General features: G+C 45.9%; 14 protein-coding genes. 5 read left to right on the plus strand and 9 right to left on the minus strand.

The features are described from left to right. Positions 1–160: 160 nt before the first annotated feature. The 8 genes from PGW94_RS02990 to aspS form a co-directional block, all read right to left on the minus strand. Entirely contained in the window at positions 161–955 is a 795-nt protein-coding gene (locus tag PGW94_RS02990; RefSeq protein ID WP_271758506.1) for an alpha/beta hydrolase, read from the minus strand. Between the two features lie 187 nt (positions 956–1142). Further along, a complete protein-coding gene (locus PGW94_RS02995) occupies positions 1143–1901 on the minus strand; it encodes an alpha/beta hydrolase (protein ID WP_271758508.1) in 759 nt (252 codons plus the stop codon). Positions 1902–2194: 293 nt separating this feature from the next. Continuing rightward, complete coding sequence (locus PGW94_RS03000; protein ID WP_271758528.1) at positions 2195–2716, minus strand: c-type cytochrome; 522 nt, start codon at positions 2714–2716, stop codon at positions 2195–2197. A 271-nt stretch (positions 2717–2987) separates the two neighbouring features. Further along, entirely contained in the window at positions 2988–4505 is a 1518-nt protein-coding gene (locus PGW94_RS03005; RefSeq protein WP_271758510.1) for a proton-conducting transporter membrane subunit, read from the minus strand. Positions 4506–4681: 176 nt separating this feature from the next. Next, positions 4682–7309 carry a pyruvate, phosphate dikinase gene (gene ppdK / locus PGW94_RS03010; RefSeq protein WP_271758511.1) on the minus strand — a complete coding sequence of 876 codons (2628 nt, stop codon included), beginning with the start codon at positions 7307–7309 and terminating at the stop codon, positions 4682–4684. Between the two features lie 253 nt (positions 7310–7562). Further along, positions 7563–8069 carry an RDD family protein gene (locus tag PGW94_RS04520; RefSeq protein ID WP_410519525.1) on the minus strand — a complete coding sequence of 169 codons (507 nt, stop codon included), beginning with the start codon at positions 8067–8069 and terminating at the stop codon, positions 7563–7565. After that, entirely contained in the window at positions 8070–8669 is a 600-nt protein-coding gene (locus PGW94_RS03015) for an HAD family hydrolase (RefSeq protein ID WP_271758512.1), read from the minus strand. It abuts the gene before it with no gap. A 508-nt stretch (positions 8670–9177) separates the two neighbouring features. After that, on the minus strand, positions 9178–10974 hold the full coding sequence (aspS, locus tag PGW94_RS03020) for an aspartate--tRNA ligase (protein ID WP_271758514.1): 1797 nt from the start codon (positions 10972–10974) through the stop codon (positions 9178–9180). 817 nt (positions 10975–11791) lie between these two features. Here aspS and PGW94_RS03025 point away from each other — a divergent pair. The 4 genes from PGW94_RS03025 to PGW94_RS03040 all read left to right on the plus strand — a co-directional run bounded on the left by PGW94_RS03025 (position 11792) and on the right by PGW94_RS03040 (position 16346). Further along, the gene (locus PGW94_RS03025; RefSeq protein ID WP_271758516.1) at positions 11792–12382 is read left to right on the plus strand and encodes a BON domain-containing protein; all 591 of its coding nucleotides are present in this window, start codon (positions 11792–11794) and stop codon (positions 12380–12382) included. A gap of 10 nt (positions 12383–12392) precedes the next feature. Continuing rightward, on the plus strand, positions 12393–13310 hold the full coding sequence (gene gshB, locus PGW94_RS03030) for a glutathione synthase (protein ID WP_271758518.1): 918 nt from the start codon (positions 12393–12395) through the stop codon (positions 13308–13310). Positions 13311–13951: 641 nt separating this feature from the next. After that, positions 13952–14728, plus strand: coding sequence for a cell division protein FtsQ/DivIB (locus PGW94_RS03035; protein WP_271758520.1), 777 nt, complete (start codon positions 13952–13954; stop codon positions 14726–14728). Positions 14729–14957: 229 nt separating this feature from the next. Then, on the plus strand, positions 14958–16346 hold the full coding sequence (locus tag PGW94_RS03040) for a sigma-54-dependent transcriptional regulator (protein ID WP_271758522.1): 1389 nt from the start codon (positions 14958–14960) through the stop codon (positions 16344–16346). 87 nt (positions 16347–16433) lie between these two features. Here the strand turns inward: PGW94_RS03040 and PGW94_RS03045 are convergent, their stop codons facing one another. Further along, positions 16434–17459 (minus strand): NAD(P)H-dependent glycerol-3-phosphate dehydrogenase, encoded by a 1026-nt coding sequence (locus PGW94_RS03045; RefSeq protein ID WP_271758524.1) that lies wholly within the window; start codon positions 17457–17459, stop codon positions 16434–16436. Between the two features lie 381 nt (positions 17460–17840). Between PGW94_RS03045 and PGW94_RS03050 the strand changes: the two genes are divergently transcribed. Beyond that, positions 17841–18565, plus strand: a 725-nt coding sequence (locus PGW94_RS03050; protein WP_271758526.1) for a tyrosine-type recombinase/integrase, incomplete at its 3' end; no start/stop codon positions are given.

The following is an 18565-nucleotide window of genomic DNA, read 5'->3' on the forward strand; positions in this document are numbered from 1 at the left end:
GCTGTTCTGCTGTTCTGCTGTTCTGCTGTTCTGCTGTTCTGCTGTTCTGCTGTTCCGTGGTGTTCGCCCTTTTTTAACCGTGGTACAGTCACTTATGAGTTTACTATCCAAGATGCGCTTACAGCTGTGGTGCCGCTATAGCTTCCACATGCAAATAAGGTCAAGCATCCCGGCATTTATGGAGTAAATCTTGTATTGCGCAGTAGGCTATACTCAGAGGCTCTGGGTCATTTAGCAAATGATCACTGGACTTTATTAAGTGTACGTCCACATTTCTTGAACGCACTTTTTCTGCAATCGAAATCGAGGATTCATACGGTATAACAGTATCTATTATGCTGTGTATCAAAACTATGTCGCAGTCTATTGGGATCTCATCCGTTTCAAGTACAAGGTGGTTTTTCCCATCATTTTTCAATCGTGGGCTAATGGTATAGGAACGGCCGTGTTTCTCTAATGTAACTGTTCTAGCACTCAGTATCGTCTCACTATCTTCCCTGCTCAGACCATCTGCTGCAGCGTTACTTAACCCAGGCGGCAGCCCTATTAATCCCCCCATCCTCCTTACGAAAGACCCAGCGTGGCCTTTGACTGTAACTTCAAGTATTTCAGAGTCTGTAAAATCCAAAGTCTCTGTAAAGTCAGGTGCTGCAGCCATACCCACTAGACCTTTAACACGATTTGCATAAGCCATGGCAACACGTAACATCAGCCATCCGCCCATGCTGGTTCCCACCAGTATCAGGGGTTTACTTGTCACGTTTTCGATCAAATGGCAGCAGCTCTTGTACCAGTCGCTAAGAACGCACTGGTTGAAATCTCCACCAGAAGAGCCGTGTCCCAGATAGTCAAAAACCACACAGTCTATATTTTGAGCATCACAGTACCCAAACAGGTGAGAAGCTTTAGGCCCACGCATCTCAGACGTAAAACCGCCCAAACACACTACACACATGCTGCTGGCGCCCTTAGTATGTTTATACGATATGTGCCGACCATCACTAAGTGTGATACTTTCTATTTGTTGTTGTGACACCCAGAACACCTCCTGTTATACGTTGTCGGCATAGAGAAATAGGTACGCGAAAGATACAATATGATGCGGACTGGGGTGATAAGCACCTGCCAGCATACGTACGGCCTTATAATGTGCTTTCAACCTTACGAACCATGCAATGCATTTTTTCTAATATTCCGTCCAATATTGGTTGTTCGCACAAATGATGATCACCTGATTTTATTAGATGAATATTGACATCTGTTGAAACTACATTTTCGGCTAGAGCTATGGAATCTCTGAAAGGTACTACTACATCATCCATCCCATGGATCAGTGTTATAGGGCACTCTACCGGTATTTCTCCCTTAAGAAGCAAGTGGTTTTTACCGTCCAACAACAACCTCTGGGTTATAGTGTAGACGCGTTCGCCTTTGCAGTTTTCTACAGACCCGGTGGACGCCAGAGTCTCCCTATGCTGCTCAGAGAGCTCAATGCTTTCAGTAAAGTCCGGAGCTGCAGCTATACCCACAACGCCCTTGACTCTAGTAGGAAAATGCATTGCAACGAGAAACGCAAGCCAGCCACCCATGCTGGAACCTACTAACACAATTGGTGTTGAAGGAGCTACAAGTGATTCGATAACCTGGCAGCAATTTTGTTTCCAGTCACTAATCGCATAATCTTCGAACCGGCCGCTAGAATCACCATTACCAAAGTAGTCGAAGATTGTGCAGTTTAAATTGTGTTTGGCACAGTAGTCAAATACTGCTGACGCTTTTGTGCTATTCATGTTAGACATAAAGCCACCAAGGAAAACTACGGATACCTTGCTGCCAAAATTGAGCTGTTTGTACGCTATGTGTGATTCGTTACCTAGAGTAAGAGTTTGTGTTGTGTGCATAAGACCGTAAAACCAATTGTGCCTAGTGCAACATTCTACTACCACTTTCTACCTTGTACAAGGGACAGATCTCCAAAAATTTAATAGGGAAATAGCGCATCATAGCGCAGTTTATGCTCCTAAACAGTTACCTGCATTGCGATGTAAAAGTTCTAGTGTATGAATATGTTCTGTAAATATGTTTATTATCGTACAGCAGCTCGTAGGCACTATGACGTAAAACAACACAAGACCGCTAACGTGGCCGCTTGACTAATTTTTCTGGGTGTGAGGAAAAAGCAACTTATAGGCGTCTATTCTTGTTCTAATGATTTCAAATATGCTAAGAGGTCTGCTATATCCTGTGGTTTGGAAAGACCGGCAAATGCCATGCGAGTTCCGGAAATGTAGCTCTGGGGCTTTGAGAGAAACTTAAACAGTTCTTCTTCACTCCAATCGCCGCCATGGCTAAGCAACGCCTTTGAATAGGTAAACCCAGCCACTCGGCCTTTTTTCGCGCCAATAACGCCCCACAGATTTGGCCCAACTCTGTCAGGACCACCTTTATTTACAGTGTGACAAGCAGAACACTTTTTAGCTACCACTTTGCCCTTCTCAGCGCTGGCAGTTGCGATCAGGCTCGCAATATCAATGTCGACGGCTTCTGCGGAGTCCCCAGAGCCAGCAGTTTTCGTCGAGGACACATCTACGCTGTAACCACGAGGGCTGTCATGATCTGGGTGGTAAACAATGTCCACAACATTGCTGACTATCAGTATTATGAACGATGCAAGGAGAACAGAAGTAGCAATTCTATTGAAATTAAGGCCGCCCACTTCAACCACATGAAAACTGTGTCACCGTACAAAAAGGCTAGTTCAATCGCAAAATCAAGTCAACACAAATAGTGTCAAGAAAACCTCAATGGCCAGTAACAAGCTCATTTGCAGCACAAAGAACTATTACGCCATAAGCGTGCTTAATTTACTTTAAGTGCCGCGATTACGACGTGCGATTTTGGAACGCAACTCAATACCTTGCGCCTGCAAGCAGTTTCAACATGTGACTCTTTTTGAGGCTTCCTGCGTACATCCGGCCATGATGTCTCTAACTCGGAACAGGCAGTCCCATACTTTCCAGGAATTTAAACACAATACCAGGCTTAAAGAATAGAACCGCGGTGCATGCGGATGTCGCAAGCATAGCTGCTATTACGGCAGGAGGTGCCTCTCTAAACTTCTGCAATGCTGAAGCATCACCAAAGAAAGCTCTGTAGACCACAGGTACGAAGTATATAGTGTTGAGCAGCGTGCTTAAAGCTATGGCAAAAATCACTAAATAGCTATCTTGGCGCACCGCCTCTGAGAGTATGTAGAACTTGCTCCAAAACGTCGGCGCAGGGGGTATGCCAATCATCGAGAAAGCACCTAGACAGAATGCTGCAAGGGTTACAGGCATTGCTCTTCCCAGGCCATCCATCTGGTCTATAGAGGTCCTTCCTGTAGTTATGTAAATAGCTCCAGCCGCGAAAAACAGTGTTATTTTTGCAAATGCATGGCACACCATCTGCAACATTGCGGATGCAACAGAAAGATCCGTATACATAGCCAAAGCAAGCGTTATGCACGACAGCTGTGAGACTGTGGAATATGCTAGAAGCTTCTTCAGCTCCTTTTGCATTAACGCAAGTACAGACCCGCCGATCATTGTAAATGCGGAAAGATATAGCAAGACGTTTAGGTGTAAAACACCGTCTATTCCCTGTGAGCCACTATAATAGCTATACATGCCGTGTGCTCCAAAAACGCACACAGTCACTTTTATGATAGTAAATACTCCAGACTTTACCACAGCAACCGCGTGTAGCAATGCACTAACAGGAGTTGGCGCCACCATGGCGCGTGGTAACCACATATGGACAGGCATTATAGCGGCTTTGGCAACACCGTAGCAGAGCAGCGCGGATAACAATGGAATAACCCCTGGCCGCATCTCAGAGACAAAGAACTGCGAACTAAACAGACCGGCCTCATGGCTGATACTCCAAACTACAGCCAGCAGCGGTAGAAATGATGTGACGGAAGCACATAAAAGCGTTTTCAAGTAAAAACTTCCCGCAGCAAACGCGCTTGGGCTTCTATCGTGTACAATTAATGGGTACGTTGAGATTGTTAGCATTTCATAGAAGATGAAAAGCGTAACAAGGTTGCCAGAGAACGCAATGCCCATTGTGCACCCAATGCTTGCGGCAAAGCACGCATAAAAGGTGCTGAGGTCCTTTTTGGCCCCGTATGCTTTGTTCATGTATCCTATGGTATACACATTTGTTATGCACCATAGTAGTGATACCAAAACCCCAAATGCCATGCCTAGAGCGTCAGGCTCTAGAATAAAAAGCATTGAGGAGGACATGCTATAACTCAGCGATGTCGCCGCGCTACCGCTCTTACAGAATGTGACAGCGTATAAACCACATGTTGCGGGGAACAGGGTTAGTGAGGCAAAACTAGACAGAGCCTCCTGCACGTAGGCAACTCGCTTTAAAGCAATTATCAGCAACGCGGCTACAAACGGCAGCGCTGCCACAATGAATAACAGTACGTCAGGACGACTAAGAAAACCCACAACAACTCAATCTACAGCACGAGAGGACATTAATAGCAACAAAACTCGGGCAAGTAAAACACTTTACACCCGCAGCTCCCACGCGTACGGATGCGGTGACTCGAGAACAAAACACCAGCCCCTAGCGGATCTTAAACCACTACCAAAAAATCTCAATGGGCAGCACCTGTCATGCCCTAGGACAATTTGTTTTTGATTGCACTGCGCGCAGATAAAAGCTTTGCCACAGGCACCTTGTAGGGCGAGCATGAGACATAATCTATACCTAGCTCAGAGCATAACTGCACGGCTTCAGCAGTGCCGCCATGTTCCCCACATAGGCCGGTTTTTACTCTGTGTTGCGACTTGTTAATCAGCTCCATGGATATCTCAATCAGCCTACCAACCCCGCTAATATCCAACATGTCAAAGGGGTCTGATGTAAACACTCCGGCACTAATGTAATGCTCAACGAACTTTGATGAGTCGTCCCTAGAGATGCCCAAAGTCGTTTGCGTTAAGTCATTGGTCCCAAAGCTGAAAAATTGCACGTGTTTAGCCAGACGATCCGCAAGCAAGGCCGCTCTAGGAAGCTCAATCATTGCCCCAATACTGTGTGGAGCATTACCAAACTGAGCGGCTACGCGCTTTATAAGCGCACTGATTATCGCGAGCTCCTGCTCATCCATAACGAACGGGACCATTATTTCTGGCGCCACCGTTATACTATCTTCTGCTAGCAGTTCCTGTGCAGCTTGAAAAATCGCACGAACCTGCATTTCGTATATCTCCGGGTGAGAAATTGCCAACCTGCAGCCTCTGTGTCCCAACATGGGGTTTTTCTCCGATAAGGAGGCAACTCTATGCTTAACATATTCCACAGACGCTCCCATTCTCTCTGCAATGGTTTCCAGAACCTCAGTGTTGTTTGCAGGCAAAAACTCGTGTAGTGGGGGGTCCAACAGCCTAATAGTGACCTGTCCAGAGCCTTTTAAGCATTTGAAAATCTCCTTAAAGTCATTTTTTTGCATGACCTCAATTTTTTGCAGAGCCTTTTCGCGATCTTGATTACTGCCTGCAAGAATCATCTCCCGAACTGCTGTGATTCTGTTGTCGGAAAAGAACATGTGCTCTGTCCTACAGAGCCCTATGCCATCGGCACCAAATGATTTGGCAGTTGTCACATCCTCAACAGTATCGGCATTGGCCATTACGCGTACCGTCCGCACCTCGTCGATCCACTGCATTAACTCGTAAAAAGCCTCTGGTAGAGACGGCGTGACAGTCTGCACGACACCTAGCATAACCTCCCCCGTACTGCCATTTATGGTTATGCTGTCTCCTTTCTTTACCTGTATGTTGTCTTCATTAAAGAAGAACTGCCCCTGCTCATCTATGAATAAGCTGTTTGCTCCGCATATACACGGTTTGCCCATGCCCCTAGCAACTACGGCAGCATGAGATGTCATCCCGCCACGCAGTGTTAACACACCGGCAGCGGAGATCATACCGCTTATGTCTTCAGGGCTGGTCTCCTGACGCACTAATATAGCGTTTTTACCCTGACGCTTAAGCTCTTCCGCATCCTCTGACGTGAAAACAACGTGTCCAGCAGCCGCCCCCGGGGACGCTGGGAGACCTCTACATATTATAACGTTGTCACATCCTTCTTCTAGTATCGGATGCAGTAGCCCAGAAATTACACTAGGGTCTACAGACATTATTGCGTCTTCTTTCGAGATAAGAGACTCTCTCACTAAGCTAACTGCAATATTAACCGCAGCTTGGGAACTCCGTTTACCGCGGCGTGTTTGCAAAATCCACAGAGTGCCGTTCTGCACGGTAAACTCTATGTCCTGCATGTCCTTGTAATGTTGCTCTAACTTTTTGCAGACTCCTTCAAGTTCGCTATATACTTCTGGCATAACACCAGCCATGAGCTTGATCGGTGCAGGGTCCTTATTGCCTGAAACAACGTCTTCACCCTGAGCATTCACTAAGAATTCACCGAATATTTCCTTGTTGCCAGTGGACGGATTCCTGGTAAACACCACCCCGGTTGCTGAGTTTGAGCTCAGGTTACCAAAAACCATAGACTGTACGTTTACCGCAGTTCCTATGTTCGACGGTATGCCATACATTTCGCGGTACGCTACAGCGCGACAGTTCGTCCAAGATTTGAACACGGCACTGATCGAGTTACTTAGCTGCTCGTGTACGTTTTGTGGAAATTCATACCCTGATGCTTGGCGGAATATATGCTTATACTCTTCTACCAAATCACGTAAAGCCTGCTCATCGGTTATTAGTGCGCTTTCAGGCAGATTCAGAGTCTTTTGCTTATTTTTGTACGCATCTTCAAATAGCCTGTTCTCTAGGCGCAATACCGATGCAGAGTACATTTCTATGAGTCTTCTGTATATGTCAAACGCAAACCTGCCTCCGTGTGTCGATTTCAATCTCTCCACTACATTGTCATTCAGACCTACATTTAGTATGGTATCTAGCATTCCTGGCATCGACTGTACGCTCCCAGACCGCACCGACACCAATAGCGGACAGTCGGGGTTACCAAACTCAAGGCTCACAGCTTTTCCCAAACATTCTAGGGCTTCTGGCAGCTGCTTTAGGATGTCTTCAGGCAAACTACCGCTTTGCTGGTACATATTACATGCTGATGTTGTAATGGTGAACCCAGGCGGCACATTTATGCCAAGAGTGCACATTTCTGCCAGACCAGCACCTTTGCCGCCAAGCAAATGTACCAAATGCGCGCCACCGTCACACCTACTTCTCCCGAAGTGGTAAATCAGCCTTTCATCCATATATTTCTTACCAGACTTTGAAGATTGAGACCAAGAAGCGCACTACGGCACTTCCACTAGGACAATATAAAGCCTAATACTTAAGAGCGCAACCATGCAGAGATTTTACTATGCGGAATTGTTACTGGTACATGTGCGCAGGATTGATGTTATCAAAATGGGCTTCTGTCACGGTGTTACGACGGTCGCGCAGTCACTTTTTTGGTCCTGCAAAATAGTCATGTAACGTAACAAAAGTGTGTCATGATCAGGATTAGGGGATGTCGGAGGTGCGCTTTTTAACCGTCACTATCGTACCGCATATTAAGTCATGCAAGGCTTGTTTGCGAGGGGTAAACACTGCCAAAGCATACCAGTATGCCCAAAAGCAAACTACACATGTATGTGATACGAGTAGAAGCACAAGAACTGGCCCCGAAGGAGTTGCGATGTTGATTATGTGCATCAATAACATGAATATGGCTGGACATAAAAATTGAAGCACAGTCCTATCAAAAACTTCTCTAAGACCTACTGCGTGTCCGTGGAGTGTGACAGTCTGGATTCGCATTATACTCTGTCCTAGTGATGCACAGCGATAACGAACAAAAAAAACCGAGTGATAACTGCAAGTCACTATGAAAAACGCAATGAACAGTGCTAAAGCATCAAGACCAACACCCCAAGCCACAGGCACAACAACAGCTGCAGTAAGAGCAAGATCTATAGAAGCTGCTAATATTCTCTTTAAGGGGCTGGCGATCACAAAGACATGCATCATCTAGTTCAGTAAGTTGTCCACAAAATTACCGAAATCATGAAAGTTGCTGAAGGACAATACCCCCTTAGCGGAAGAGTTATCAAAAGCAATTGGTAGGCAATTTGCACGTTTAGCACTCTCTATGTCAGAGTCACTATCTCCTACAAAAAATACACGTTTACTTGGTTCTACGCCCAAAATATCAAGTGCTGCAAATATGGGTGTTGGCGACGGCTTGTTCTCTGGAGTATCTCCAGCGCCTAGTATAACAGAAAAATGTTTTTCCAACCCCAGGCTCCTAACCTCGTTACGCAAATGCTTACCGGGCTTATTGCTGACAATACCTGTACTTATGTTGTTACTCTCCAAAAACTTTAATAGCTCCCGTACGTTTTCATTTATCTCTAACGTTCTTTTCTTTTGTTGCCTTGAGATCCTCTCGTACAATCTCATTGCTTCTACACTGCGGTCACCCAAATGTACCGCGAGATATCTTGAGATATTGACGTTCGGGATGCTAGAAAGCTCGACGTTCTGCGCCCCCATGGCATGCAGAACTCTTCTCAGTATGCCCAAGTCTGCCTTACCCACCTTTACTATGGTATTACACCAATCAAACATAACTGCTACAGGTGGTTTTATATTCATGTCTAGGGACGGTCCGCCATGCCAAACGCAGTATTCAACAACGTATTCGTTAATTTTCAGTTAAATTCACATGTTGCTCGCTACAGAATGCGTACAGTACATTGTACGTGTTGTGATTGCAATATTGCTGTCAGAAAGTTGCTTTGCCTGAAATTTTTTGCGGGTACACATGGTGAACTATGGGCAATGCATCGTGTACCTAACCCTTGCTGCTAACAGAAGAAAACTGTATCAAGTTCAACTTGGGAACATTATACAAGACTGGAAAGCTCCGGCTGCACAGGTCATAGCCCTGGCTGATACGGTAGAATGTTACAGCGTAACAAACCATAACAATTCGTGCCGACTCTGCACATATAGCGTATGCAAGTCAGCCATGTCTTGTAACTGTGGAGTCGTATGGCCGTTGGATCTACAGCACTCATGTACGTCACTCCACCTGGGATATACAAAAACGAAAGCTCTAGTTATCGCCAAGCAATCAAGCTCTCCCGTTGTCCAGCTTGGGTCTGATATTCAGCGCTATAGATAATTCGTTGAGACGGTTTTTCTCGACCTCGCACGGAGCACCCATGAGCAAGTCTTCCCCCATTTGCGTCAAAGGAAAGTATATTACCTCCCTTATGTTGGATGCATCTGCAAGCAACATAACGATCCTATCCACTCCAGGTGCTATGCCGCCGTGAGGTGGTACTCCAAACCTAAAGGCGCGCGTTAGTGCACCGAATTCTGAATCAACTTCTTCCTCGCTGTAGCCTACCATTGAGAATGCCTTATACAGTATGTCGAGCTTGTGGTTTCTGATGGCGCCACTGGAAATCTCAATGCCATTGCACACAAGGTCGTATTGGTACGCTACTATGTCTTTGGCATCTGAATGTACCAATGCTTCCATACCACCCTGGGGCATAGAAAAGGGATTGTGTGAGAATTCCAACTTGCCATTGCTGTACTGGAAGTATGGAAAGTCTATTACCCAACAAAATCTAAATGTATCCTGTTCCACCAGGTTGAGCTCGGTCCCAAGCAGCTCCCTTATGCTGCCTGAAAGCGCAGTTGCCTTGTCAACATGGTCACAAACAAAGAATACGCTGTCGCCACTTTCTATGTTGGCCAGAGATTTGATCTTTTGGAGTTCATCTTCACTCAAAAACTTAGCCACAGGACCTTTGGCTACTCCATCTGCACCAAACGTAATGTATCCCAATCCCGGTGCACCATGCTTTTTTGCAAACTCAACCTTGCTATCAAAAAAGCCCCTGGTGCACTCTGAAGTTTTCGGGGCCGGTATTGCTCTAACCACAGAGCCCCTTGTAACTCCCTCGCTGAAGGTACGGAAATTTGAGTTCCTGAAAACCTCGGACACATCTGCTATCTTCAGTGGATTCCGCAGGTCAGGCTTGTCAGACCCGTAAAGAAGCATAGAGTCCTTGTACGTAATTCTGGGAAAGTGAGACGATACGCTTTTATTGCTTCCGGCAAACTTTGTGAAAATATCGTACAACAAGGGCTCAACCACCGAGAACACGTCCTCTTGTGTTGCGAACGCCATTTCGATATCCAACTGATAAAACTCACCTGGTGATCGGTCTGCTCTAGCATCTTCGTCACGGAAGCAAGGTGCGATTTGAAAGTACTTATCAAACCCACTGGCCATGAGTAGCTGTTTAAATATTTGTGGAGCCTGAGGCAATGCGTAAAACTTTCCTGCATGAAGCCTACTTGGCACAAGGTAGTCTCTTGCACCTTCAGGTGATGACGCTGTGAGGATAGGAGTTTGTACCTCAACGAATCCCCGACTCTCCATGGCTTTTCTCATTGCTGAAACAACTTCCGACCTCAGCAACACATTGTTTTTTACCTTGTCACATCTCAGATCCAAAAATCTGTACTTTAGCCTAAGATCCTCTGGGTGGTTCACGCTTGTAGGAATATGTATCGGCAGCGCTTCTGCGGCGGACTCCACTTCCCACGAGTGTACTACAACTTCGATGCTGCCTGTACTTATGGAGGTATTTACTGTCTCCTCACTGCGCGCAGCTACCTTACCTTTTACTGTGATTACACTTTCTAGACTTGTAATACGTGCGCTGTTGAACAGTTCAGGATCCGTGGATTCGTTTAACACAAGCTGCGTTATCCCATAAAAGTCTCGCAGATCAACAAACAACACACCTCCGTGATCGCGTTTTCTATGTACCCATCCGGACAGAGTGACCTCATTGCCTATGTCTGCTAAACAAAGCTTATTACATAAGTGCGACCTGTACTTGTTCATGATCTATACCACGGAAGACAGAGTTTATTTTCTATCACAATGTCCCGTAAGGCTACGGAAAAATTAAATGCAGCAAAGAAAACTTTTTACGCGACTATATTTACCTAACGCAGAATTAGTACAGCTGCTTGTGTATTCTTGAACGGTCGGTTCAGGTTGCCACAGCATCTAGTCTGGGAACAGCACAGAGCTTGTCTACTTATCAGCATTGTGCGAATGTTGACGCATAAAAGACGCGCACCAAAGCCTCAGGCCCCATAGCATGCATTTACATGGGTAATGCAGGGCAATACCAAAACACCTGCAGCCCAGCTTTGCAAAAGATATGCTCCACTGTATGTGTGGGAAGAAGCCCAGTGAGTGTGTGAGTTTAAGATTATGGTGCATCTGTGTGACAATCCCTATTTCCGTGAACAATGACACATATTTCGGCTCACCATGCATTAAAGCCCTGCTTAAAACCCCGTTACTCGGGGCCATATTGCACTGGGCCCTATTTGAGAGACATTGCTATGAGGATCATACAGTTGGAAGCAACAAACAACCAATTGATACCGTAAACAATCAAGAACGGGGTGTTAGTTTGCAATGGGGCAAGTGCAGTTAACCTTGGATAATAAATAAAATTATATTGCTCCTCGGATGAGAAAGGATTAATGTGTTGGCATCGACCCGATAGGGGTTTCCTAAGGGGGTAGAACTCCTAGTTTTTGTGTCTGCGTTACGTCCCAGTGTTGGGGTGCGTGGGGCATTATTTAGTTTACACAAGGGCGCATTTTATTTATAAAACGAGCGTTGTGCATTGGTTAAGATGTAGATGGGCAAGAGGTTAGGTGCCGTAATATTGGCAGTTCTGTTTGTGGCTACACAAACAGGGTGCAGTGCAGTGGTTGCCGGGCTTGCTGTCGCTACGGGCGCTGTCGTTGCAATGCAAGAGCGGACAGTGGGTGACGTTATCGATGACGCGTCGATTTTAATCAAGCTCAACAGGGAGCTGTTCAGGTACGGCATATTTTCTTCTGTCACAGCCAAGGTAAGTGAAGGTAGGGTTTTGCTTCTGGGCACAGTAGCTTCTCCTGAAAAACGCATGCAGGCAGAAAAAGCTGCATGGCAGCAAAAAGACGTGAAGGAAGTTGTTAACGAGATAGTGATCGAACAAGGTGCCGTAGACTTAAGGACATACGCTGCAGATAGTGCAATCAGTGCACAAGTCAGGGCGCGCCTAGTGGTCCGGGCTGGCGTCAAATCTGTAAACTATAGTGTGAACACTGTCGGGGGTGTTGTGTACCTAATGGGTATTGCTCAGAGCCAGAAGGAGCTAAATACCGCTATTGCTGTAGCCAAGCGCGTGCGTGGGGTAAAGCAGGTAATAAGTTACGTTAGGCTCAAATACAGCAGGTTACGTTAGGGGATAAGAGTTGTTGAAAGCCGCGTTTCAAATGGATGCCGGCGTTGTCGTGGGTAAGGATCTAACCGCAAAGTTCATAGAGGAAGGTACGCGTCGAGGTCACAGCCTGTTTTTTTATGAGCCAAGTGCGCTTTCTCTATCTGAGGGGCGTCTTGTGGCAGATGCCTGTTCTGTGAGCGTGAAAGAAGACTCGCTGCAGCTATACGATAAGGTGAGGTTACATCTTGAAGAGCTGGACATGATATTTGTCCGCCAGAATCCGCCATTTGACATGAGGTACATCACCACTACGTACATGCTCGAAATGCTCAAAAATGTGCTTTTCATAAACAGTCCGAAGGCAGTTAGAGATTTTCCGGAAAAGTTATCTCCTCTTATGTTTTCTGAGTTTATTCCGCCCACTTTGATCACAGAAAACCGTGAGGAAATGTACGCATTTTACCGTGAGTACAGAGATATAGTGGTTAAGCCATTGTACAGCTACGGAGGAGATGGGGTCATAAGACTACGAGGTGATATTGATGTTGGCTCAATATTGGATATTATGTCTGCGCGGTACGGGGCTCCAGTAGTTGTGCAGAGATTCGTACCCGGCGTTGACGACGATAAAAGGGTAATTTTGTTGTGTGGCGAGCCCATAGGTGCGATACGGCGTAGAGTATCTACGCGCAGTGAATTCAGAACGAATCTAAGCGTTGGGGCGGTCCCAGAAGCTGTGGTGCTGTCTGATAGGGATTTAGCTATATGTCACGCAGTGGGTAGTGCGATATCAGGTGCGGGCATTGTGCTCGCAGGTATTGATATTTTGGGCGGGCATTTACTTGAAATTAATGTGACTTCTCCATGCGGGATACTAGAAATAAACCAAGTCTATGGCACAGCATTGGAAAAGGACTGTTGGGACAAGTTTGAATCCATGTTGCCGTAATAAGATTTTACATCACGCAAGTATAGGGGCTCTGACTGTTCTAGAGATGCGCTGTGGCGTAGTGCAGTGATGGTTTATGCTCCTAGATACGGAAATCGTAAGCTAGATCTGGTGCGTGTTGGGAAAACAAGCCGTGTATTTTGCTAACAGCAGGACTGTGGAGTGCATTAAGGTCCGGCAGTACCTACATGCACTGCATATGCAGTGCATAGCTAAAGACAGAGCCTGTCTATTTAAAAAGCAAGTTATGCAGCAGTGACTTTGGCACGCAGACTCCCTTTCGGGAGGCGATGAGTGTGTCAAAGATGATTAAAAATGTAGTGCTATTATTTTGGGCTAGAGCTCATGAGAGCATCATAGCCAGGTATCGTCCACAGAAGTGCGTATGAAAGGAATACATGAAATGCCGCATGGCTGTTATGGGAGGCGTGTTAACTGTTCATTTTAACTTCATACCTCACACTATTTCTCATTTTGGGCTGTGGCAGCCTGTAGAGGTTTCAGAAAATTTCAAAACATATAGTATGGAGTTTCATATGGCTATAAGTGGGCTTAGGTGCAATGAGCGCTCTGCGTTTACTCAAAGTATGTATTTTTGGGGGTAAAAGAGGTACTATGTCCCAAAGAATATGTGCTTTCATATGTATTTTGAGCTTGCAGTAAAAAAAGTACGAGCCGCAATATACAAAATCAAACAGGAGCTGTCGCGCCCATTTTGGCGAGGCATTGGTTTGCTAAGTATAGCGATTGTCTTAATCATGTGCATCGTTGTGCCACGCTTACAGAGGGGTAATAAGGTCTCCCACGGGCTGTCGCACGCTATGGTGAGTATGGGTCTGCCAGTTAGAAATGTTATTGTTCACGGTAATAACATGATAGCCACCGAAGATATTATTCGAACTGTGGCCCATGATAGACCGATACTTTTAATACCTTTGAAGAAGCTTAGCGAGCTTATTAGGCGCAGCAGTCCGTGGGTCAAGTCAGTTACAGTGAGTAGGGTAATATATAACGGAACGCTAAATATTAGCGTGGAAGAGTACAAAGCCTTTGCTAACTGGGTGCATGATGGTTCCAATTCGATAATAGATGAAGCGGGGTATGTAATATTAAATTCTCCAGAGAGATTTAAAAATCTTGTGTCTCTTTATGGAGACAAGGCGCCAGATTATCTTGAGTTTGTACGAGAAGTGCTGGGCAGCGGGGACATTCTCAGCACAATGATTTCATCCTTTTCCTTGCTTGATGATGGAAGATGGAACGTTAATTTATCAAGTGGTCTGCAAATAAGGTTGCCTGAGCAAGATCCTAAGTTGGCGTGGAAACACGTCCAGCAACTGCATGGAAGCTATGAAGATCTACTGATGTGGAAGGAGATAGATGCAAGTATTCCCGGGGGAGTAGCTGTGCAAAAATAATGCGTTCCATGCGGCGTTACGGAGCGGATGTTAAAAAATGTGGATGCGTAAATGCACCAGGATGTGTTGTAAAAAAGTTGCACAATCTGCATTATTTTGGTTGAACACAACCGTGTGTGCAAATATCATCAGGTGAGAGTTGCGTACACCGTGTTGTTATGTGTCAGGTTAAGCGTATTTTTACTCCGCTAAGTAGAATGTTTGCTGATCTAAAGAAGGTGTGGAGTTTATGTCAAAGGTGAAGAGATTTTATACTCCCGAAGTGCTTATCGTGGACGATGAAGCAGATCTGAGAGCGATGATCCAGGATATCTTGCGGGATGACAACTACGTAACCAGGGTGTGTGCCGACGGGTTATCAGCAATGAAGCTCGCTTATGAACGAGAGCCTGATGTAGTACTCCTTGATATATGGTTGAAGGGCTCAGATATCGACGGGCTTAGTGTGTTGGAGAAGCTTCGCGAAAGATATTCGAGCCTGCCGGTTATTATCATAAGCGGCCATGGGAACATAGCTACTGCAGTTAAATCTCTGCATATAGGAGCGTATGATTATATCGAGAAGCCATTCACTGAGAATAGATTGAAGTTGGTGGTAAAGCGCGCCGTTGAGTCCGGCAGGCTACGTCGAGAGAATGATGAGCTTAGATCCTTTTTCGAGGACTATGAACTCGTAGGTAATTCTCCGCAGATCAAAAGTTTGCGGGCGACGATCAATAAGGCTGCTTCTACGTTTAGCAGGATTTTAATCACGGGTGCTCCGGGAACTGGTAAGGAAGTTGTTGCGCGGCTGATTCACAAGAAGTTTAGGGGCGGGAGCTCTTTTGTTAGTTTTTGCCCATCTATTTTGCCTGAAAGCCGGTACCTAGAAAATATTTTCGGCAGTGAGGATGAGAGCAATGCGTTGCATCACATCGTACCTCACAGTGTCGGTATTGTGGAGCAAGCTAACCACGGAACTCTATTTATAGACGAGGTTACAGACCTAAGATACGATGCGCAGCTTCGTATTATGAGATTGCTTCAAGAAGGTAGGATATACAGAGAAAATGGGAAGATTCCTGTAATCGTCGATACTAGGGTCATAGCATCATCATCCAGGGTCATGGAAGAAGAAGTTCGCCTTGGTAGGTTTTGTGAGGATTTGTATTACAGGCTTAGTGTGTTCCCAATTCGCATACCATCGCTTTCTGAGTACTGTGTGGACCTTCCAGAGATCTGTGAGTACATGATGAAGAGCATATGCAAAAAGATGGGGCTGACGCCACGCATCATAAGTGAGGATGCCATCGTTGCAATGCAATCCTACTGCTGGCCTGGCAACCTAAGGCAACTCCGCAATGTTTTGGAGTGGGTCATGATTATGCAGAGTGCGAAAGATACGATAACTGTGGATGATCTCCCGGCAGAGATAGTAAGTGGGGCTCCAATCAATAGCGTATTTACGCATATAGTGTCTGCGCCGCTTAGAAAGGCGAGAGAGGAGTTCGAGAGACAGTATCTGAAGACTCAGTTGTCTAGGTTTGGTGGGAGTGTTTCGAGAACAGCAGAATTCATCGGCATGGAGAGATCTGCCCTTCACCGAAAGCTTAAAGTACTTGGGCTATGTAGTGGGTGATGCTCACTTGCGGTCACGGGCAACAGCCCTCCCTTCTCTGTGCATACAGACAGAATGCTTTTATGTGGGGAGTCCGCGTGACATAAGTTATTGCTGCGCGCTGTTGTGGCGCTTGTTAAACGGTGAGTGCAGTATTTGGTTTATTAGCTGATCGACTGTTAGTTGTTTTTTCAGCAATCTAGAAACAGCGTAACAAATGGGTAAGTCAACTCCAAGGGAGAGACCTAGATTCTCGACGGATTGTGCGCTTTCAGCCCCCTCAACTAACACCTGTGCACTAGCTTTGTCATTTACGTTGTTACTCTGCCCTATAGATAGCCCAAAGGACATATTGCGCGAGCTCGATGATGTGCAGGTCAACACCAAGTCCCCAAGACACGCAAGCCCAGTTATAGTGGCAATGTCAGCGTGCCCTGTCTTCGCTGTGCACAGTGCCTGTATTTCTGCAAGTCCTTGAACTATAACCATTGTGGTAGCGTTATGCCCAAGCTTCCGGCCTGCAACTATCCCGCATGCTATCGCAATTACATTCTTGAGAACAGAACCGATCTGAACGCCGAGATAGTCGCTACTATGAACCACCGATACAGATGGACTGCTTAACCTTCCTGCAAGCGATGCTGCTACATGAATATCATCTCCCGCAAGAACCATAGCACACGGCAAGCCTTGAACCATTTCTCTAGCAAGTGCTGGACCAGACAGTACAAGAGTTGGATTACTTGGCAGTACTTCTGCCACGATTTCGCCAGCAAACTTTAGTGACTCACTCTCTATTCCCTTGCTGCAAACCAGAACGGGTACGTTTGCGCGCAGGGCAGCTGAATCTTTTACTATGTTGCACAAATTGCGTAGTTCCTGTGTAGGCACACACAGAAGTACTACTGATGTGTTCTGCAGCGCGAGCTCAAGATCAGTTGTGACGTTTATACTTCTGGGCACAGGGCTGCCGGCCAGATACGAGAGGTTCTCTCCGCTTGTTCGAAGTTCGTCGACGACGCGCTGGTTTCTACTCCAAAGTACCACATCGCTTACAGCACTGCGAAGCGCCACAGACATCGCTGTACCGAACGCTCCAGCTCCCAAAACTGTAATCTGCACCCAATCTTCCAAGCAAAACACCGCCAGAATGGTATAGCCTAGTATATGTATTATCAACAGAAAAAATATAATCTGGGTGGCATTATTCGTGAACGTGCTGGTATAGTGTAAGGAAAGTTGGTGCCACATTTTCTGTTTGAGGCAGTGAAAAAATTATAGTGCGCTAAGTACGCAGAATCAGACCTGTTACATAGTGGTGTGGTATTACAGTGAGCCTCACATAATTCTGAATCTACCACAGATGTTGGATGTTGCCATAGATGCCGGGAAGAGATACCCGACCGGAATTTTTGTGCAGTCTGTAGACAAGAGTTGAAACGCATTGCACGAAAATCTGCCTCGAACATAAAAATCTGTTCCATAACAAGAATCACACATAACATTAACGTCGTGGTGGCAGGTATTGCAGTGGACGGATCTGACTTACTTCCTGTAGTCGAGGACTGGCTACGATGGATGAGAGATGAAAAAGGATATTCATCAAACACGATTGAAGCATATGAGAGGGATGCAAAGGGATTTTTAGCGACCATCTGCAGCGTAAGGGCAGTTCCGTATATTTCCCTTTCGGATATTAGTGGATTGCATATCTCAGAGTTCAGAAAGTGGCTTGCGTTGCGCTGCAAAACAGGAAAAAACTCAACCTCAAACGCCAGGGCAATCTCGGTATTGAGAAATTTTTTTCGCTATTTGCACTTGAAATGCAACGTATCCAACCAGGCAGTGTTTAACATTGCAAGCCCCATATCAAGAAAATCCCTACCCAAGGTTTTGGTAAAATCACAGGCGCTGAAAATAATAAATGAAGAAAGCGCCATTCATTGGACTTCAATGAGAGACGCCGCAATGGCTGCATTGCTTTATGGCTGTGGGCTGAGAGTTAGCGAGGCAGTTGAATTGCGTATGTGTGATCTGGCTTCTGATGAGTTGAGAGTTATTGGTAAAGGAAAGAAAGAAAGGGTTGTCCCGATTTTGCCGTGTGTTAAGGCGTTGATAAATGGGTACATAAAAGTTTGTCCGTATCGCATTACGGAACAATCTCTTGTGTTTGTTGGTATGAGGGGCAACCCCCTTAGCCGAACACATGTAGCACACAGGATGAGGGAGAAGCGAAGGAG

The organism is Candidatus Anaplasma sp. TIGMIC, from assembly GCF_028204095.1.
In the GTDB taxonomy this organism is placed as follows: Bacteria; Pseudomonadota; Alphaproteobacteria; order Rickettsiales; family Anaplasmataceae; genus Anaplasma.